Origin of the sequence: Pseudomonas sp. S35, from assembly GCF_009866765.1 — a bacterium.
GTDB lineage: Bacteria > Pseudomonadota > Gammaproteobacteria > Pseudomonadales > Pseudomonadaceae > Aquipseudomonas.
The window spans coordinates 2,810,234-2,815,355 of the sequence record NZ_CP019431.1 but is presented as its reverse complement, the minus strand read 5'-3'; the positions used below and the strand labels follow the sequence as shown (position 1 = coordinate 2,815,355).

Here is a 5,122-nt window from a genome sequence, read left to right as displayed (position 1 = left end):
GGGGGTAACCTGCCTGGTAAGTCACGGTGGAGACGAAAGTCCGTTTTCAACTGCCGTTTGCATCGGATGCGCTGGGCGCCTCGCGTTAAAAAAAGCGGGCACAGCCGGGGGCCTGGAGAGGCTTGCGGTAGGGTTGGAAAATTAAGGGATTTGGCGGGTGGGGGGTGACATGGGAAGCGGGGACAAGGGGGATGGAGGGTTGGTTCACTTTATTCCAGCGTCGACGTGACCTCTTCGCAGGCCCCCACCTGCGGCACTAGATGAATATCGACACGACGGTTGGCGGCGCGCCCCTCCTCTGTGCCATTGCTGGCGATTGGCTGACTGGCCGCGAAGCCCTGCACGGCAAAGCAACTGTCGGCAATGCTCCCCATGCGTTGCATCCAGTCACGTACAGCAGACGCACGGGCGTGTGACAGCGCCAGGTTCTGCTCGACAGGGCCGGTTGCGTCGGTATGCCCGGCAATCACGATCAGCCAGCCCGGCTGGGCTTTGATGCCGACCAAGGCCTTGACCAACACCTTGGTGGAGTCCGGTTTTAGCGTTGCGCTGCCCGTATCGAACAGCGACAGGCTGTCCAGTCGCACCGGTTCGGGCAGCACGGTTTGAGGCTCAGGAACCATCAGCCACGCGCGCCAAGCGAACCCGGCAAACAAGGCAGCGAGAAGCCCCGAGGCCAACAGCCAGGGCACTATGGGATGCCGCCGCGGTGGCGCTTCAGGCGGCGGCAGGATCACGACAGGCGCCATCAATGCCGTAACCATCTGCCTCGGCGGCAGCGTTTGGCTGGAAGAACCGAGCTGTTCCAAGCGCAGGCCGACCTGTTGACGCAACGCCTGGAGCCCCCGCAACGGATGGAGCGGCAACCCGCTAGGCTGCAGCCGGCCCAGCCCGGTGTGTAGGTGAGCCAAGGCAGGCGCACTGTAGGTCGTGATTGTCGTGCGCCGCAGCAGCACGTGCAGTTGATCGAACAGCCACCCCAACAAATCGAGCCGGGAGGACGCCATTGGCGGCCATACCCTTGACCACTCGCCGACCAACGCCTCAATAAGCGCAATGCCCTGGGCCATCCCCTCCACGCCCTGGCGCTGGGCGCACGCCAGGGCGTAACAGCACGCGGTCTGCAGGTCTGCGCCGTTCTGCTCGAACAGCCTCAAGCACCACTGTTCGACCTTCACCCAGTCCACATCCGGGCAGGCAGGATGGCTGAGCTTGGCCAACTCATCGCGCAAGGCCGTAAATTCGCTGAAACTGCGCGGGTCACCACCGACTTGAATACGCATCTCAAACACTGTCGTCATCGCATTTCCCTTGCGTTATCGCTCAAGGCCTGGACAGGTACTGCTGGCGCTTCAAGTGACGCACCAACACTTTGCCCTCGGGACCCAGGGTGGTGCCGAAGTTCACGCGCGGCCCCTCTTTCAATTGCATGTCCAGGGCATATTCCAGATGCCCCGGCAGCGTCTGGGGCAGCAGTTCGATCACCACCGCCGCCAGACGCGGTTCGTACCTGAGCAAAGTGGCGGTCATGGTGCTGATCAATCCATGGGCGGTGGCGGGCAACCCTTGCAGGATCAGGCCCATGTCCGGCAGCCCGTAATCCGGCAGATGGCTGAGCGCACCCGCGCGGCTGTTAAGGATGCGTTGCACGTTGTCCAGCACGGACAGGGTGTGCTGGTCCTCCTCGCTGACGCGATGCAGTTCTAGCTCTCCCTCGAAGTTTTGCAGCAGCATTTCGTAGAGCGAAGGGTTGTGCTCGGTCATGGCTCAGTCCTTCACCAAGGGCCGTAGCGTCAGGCGGCTATCTCCCAGCTCGATCACCCGCGCCCGATCCGGCTCCAGGTCGTCGCGCGCCAACGTCAGGCGCCACGTGTTGAGCCGGGTATCGGGGTTGCGGAACAAAGCCACCACGGTGACGAACTGTGCATCTTCGTGCATCGGCACGTTCAGTTGCGCCCCCTCCTCCGGCCTCAGCACTACCGAGCGTTTGTCCAACAATGCGCTCGCCAGCAGTTGATCGTCATTACCCAGTAACCCGTCGTAGGTGGCCAGTTCCACCGCCTTGTTGTCGCGCAGTTGGTAAACCCGTATCAAGGTCGGCACCGACAACGCCCCCATGTCGCTGGGCTGGGTGTTCAGCGCTGCGCGCGCGCTGAAATCCAGGTGCAGGGTTTTGATCTGCTTGTAGAAGATAGCCCTGGCAGTGGATGCCGTGCCATCCGAAACGGTCTGGGCCAAACCACAACCCGTGAGCGCCAGCGCAGTGACCGCCAGCATCAATAACTTAAAAACGGTACGCGACATGCTGCGTCTCCCTGTTGCGGGGGTTAATCGAAAGGCCCTGGTAGTGGCCGAGGTTGATCGTGAGGTTGTCGTCGGTTGGCGCCGGCCAGGCATCACCGCCCCAACCAAGGACACCGGTCATGCCGAGCCGGATCTGCGCTTGCCCCAATACCGCTGCAGGCAGGCTCTGCACCGGCAGCGACAGCTGCAATTTCACCGTGCACCGCCATCCCAGGTAGACACGTAGCAGCACCTGCAAATCGCAGTAAAAATCGCCATCGGGCAGCCAGCCACGGGCTTGCAGGGGGTCAGCGGTATAGAGCAGCAGGCGTAATTGGCTGTTGGCGTCCTGGCCGACGCTGCCCAGCGGCATGCCCTGGGACAAGCTCACCGGACGGTGCCGGGAAAGGCTGGCCGGGTGCGCCAATGCAATGCGCTGCGGCCAATGCGCAGTCACCTGCGCCAGGGTCTCGGGGGCCAGCAACTTGACCAATGCAATGATGCCCTCGGCATTGCGCGTGGGCAGGCGCATCACACTGAGCAAGGCCAGGAAACGCGAGACCGGCGTAGCGATCTGCCGCGCAGTGCCGGGAATGCCCAGGCCGATCAGGCCCAACAAGCATTGCGACGTCGCATCGGTGCCCCCGGCTTCGAATGTTGCCGGGTAGGAGTATTTGCGCCAGATCCGGTAGTGCTGGGTGAACAGCCGATGATTGAACATATCCAGGAACGCTTGCAGCGCTGCGTGCCCTTCGCGACGCTGCGCAATGTCATCCAGAAACACCGTCGGCATCGGCGAGTCGACCCCATACAAACCGAGCAAGCGGGTGCGTACCGTCGCCGGGTGCTCCGGGCGAACCTCATCGGTTTCGATCGCCTTCAACTCGCTGGCCGCAAACCCCATGCCCGGATCAGGCCGAAAGCGCACGGCGTCGTCGGCGGGGTGCGCAGTGCTGCCCAACGGCGGATGCCCCGGTAACGCCTGCTCCAACAACTGGCAAAACCGGTACAGATTGGCCTCGGTCACTTTCGGCTGCAGGGCGTCCAGCAAACCAACGGCTTTCAACCGGGTATACGCTGACTGTGGTTCTCGTTCCATCGCAGGCACTTTCCAGTAGGTTGCAGAATCAGCGTGAGCTGGGTGTACACATGAATGTCGGCATACAGGGCAAAGAAACGGTTGAGCATTTCGCCGAACAGGCTGATGTCGCCCTCCCCTGAAAAGCCATGGGCATCCAGGGTGATTTCGATATCGACCCCGCGCAGCAAAAAGCCTTTTTCGAAACGCTGGACCAGGTGATGGCTGACCTCGACAATCGCGGCCAGGCGACGACGGTTCAGCTCGCTGTCAGTCCAGTCATAGAGCGCAAGCGTCCCCCTGAGCACCTCGGCATTGCTCAGCATCGGCAGGAAGTTCGAGCCCAGGTGGCTAAGCACCCGCCAGTGAAATCGGTCACGATTCGGCGGGTAGCAGGGCAAGGTCGGCGCACACAGGTTGCGCACGCGCACAGCGGCTTGAGTGGACTGCACCGCGGTATCGAGCATCGTGCTTTGCAGCGCCTTGCGCGGTAACTGGCCGTGAGTACCAGTCAGGCGCAACGACAGGGTTTCCTGCTCAAGCACTCGGTCTTTGTCGAAGCCTTCGCCCCCCAGGACCAACCAGGTGTCGTGCAGGCCATTCGCCGCGCGCTTCAGACGCGTGTGGAAATAGCGCTCAGGCGCCTCATCGCGCAGCAGGCCGCCCTTGTGGCGAAAGCTGGTGAACGGCACGTAGTCCTGGCGCTCGCCGTTTCTCGATGCGGTCACGCGGTCCACTGAATAGATCTCCATATGGCCATCCTGCAAGCGCATGGGGCGCAGCAGGTACTCGGCTTGCAGCGGCGCCAGGGTCAGCGGGTCGGCCTCCAGCGGGAACAGGTTGATCACCGGCACGGCGTGCAGGCGGATATGCTCGCGGGTTAGGTCGAAAGTCGTAGGCCAGGGTTCACGCAACACCACCTCAAGTTCGAACCACTCGGTGTCGGGGGCAAGCTGCAACTGCTCCAACCCACACAGGGTTACGAACATGAATTTTTCGCGGAAGCTGAAATACTCCAGCAATAGCTGATAGCCGCTGAAGGCGCTGTCGCCCTTGGGCCACAGCCGGTCCTCTTCAGCAAAACCCTTGGGCGTAAAGTAACCGGTGAAGGGCTGGCGCTCGGTGTGGCCGGCCCAGCGTACATACAACGCCTGGGTGTTGAGGGTCAGTGCCTGATGCAACGCACTGGCCAGGGGCGCATCGGCGTTCAGGTACAGAGGCAGCCGGCTGAGGTCGATCTGGCTCCAGTCGGTCAACGCCCCGCAGGCAAAACGCAGGCGCAACACCGAGCGACCGTCCGGCTCAAAACCCCGCCCGACCGAGACGAGTGCCAGTGGTCGCAGGGTCAAGTCCTGGGTGGTGGTGTAACGGCAACGGGTGCGTTGTGGCCCGATGGGTTGCGACAGCACTTCGAAACCCTGGGCGATCAACTCGCTGCTTTTCATCAGTGCCAGTTCCGGCACCAACTCGACCACCGACAGCGATGGAATGGTGCGCAGGTAATGCGGCCATAGCAGGCTCACCAACCCTTCGGTCAGCTCCGGCAGGTCATCGTCGAGTTTCTCGCGCAAGCGCCCCATCAGGAACGCGAAGCCTTCGAACAGCCGCTCCACATACGGGTCCTGCGCGCCCGGTTTGTCGAGGTTAAGCTGCGCGGCCCGATCCGGGAATGCCTGCGCGAACTCCTTGCCGGCCTCGCGCAAGTAGCGCATTTCGGCGTCGAAGTAGTGCAGCGTCAGATTGTCCATGCTCACAGAAAAA

General features: G+C 62.3%; 5 protein-coding genes. All 5 read right to left on the bottom strand.

Translation table 11 applies throughout. From position 1 onward, the window contains the following. Window positions 1-209 precede the first annotated feature (209 nt). Genes PspS35_RS12605 through tssF form a run of 5 tightly spaced genes read right to left on the bottom strand, consistent with a single transcriptional unit; the run spans window position 210 to window position 5,115 of the window. Window positions 210-1,301: an OmpA family protein gene (locus PspS35_RS12605; protein WP_159934910.1), complete on the bottom strand. Its 1,092-nt coding sequence runs from the start codon at window positions 1,299-1,301 to the stop codon at window positions 210-212. A gap of 22 nt (window positions 1,302-1,323) precedes the next feature. Continuing rightward, complete coding sequence (gene tssE / locus PspS35_RS12600) at window positions 1,324-1,764, bottom strand: type VI secretion system baseplate subunit TssE (protein WP_159934908.1); 441 nt, start codon at window positions 1,762-1,764, stop codon at window positions 1,324-1,326. Between the two features lie 3 nt (window positions 1,765-1,767). Then, window positions 1,768-2,304 (bottom strand): type VI secretion system lipoprotein TssJ, encoded by a 537-nt coding sequence (gene tssJ / locus PspS35_RS12595; RefSeq protein WP_159934906.1) that lies wholly within the window; start codon window positions 2,302-2,304, stop codon window positions 1,768-1,770. Then, entirely contained in the window at window positions 2,285-3,382 is a 1,098-nt protein-coding gene (gene tssG, locus PspS35_RS12590) for a type VI secretion system baseplate subunit TssG (RefSeq protein ID WP_159934904.1), read from the bottom strand. The genes tssJ and tssG overlap by 20 nt, the downstream gene beginning before the upstream one ends. After that, window positions 3,346-5,115 carry a type VI secretion system baseplate subunit TssF gene (gene tssF / locus PspS35_RS12585; RefSeq protein WP_159934902.1) on the bottom strand — a complete coding sequence of 590 codons (1,770 nt, stop codon included), beginning with the start codon at window positions 5,113-5,115 and terminating at the stop codon, window positions 3,346-3,348. The genes tssG and tssF overlap by 37 nt, the downstream gene beginning before the upstream one ends. Between the last annotated feature and the right edge of the window lie 7 nt (window positions 5,116-5,122).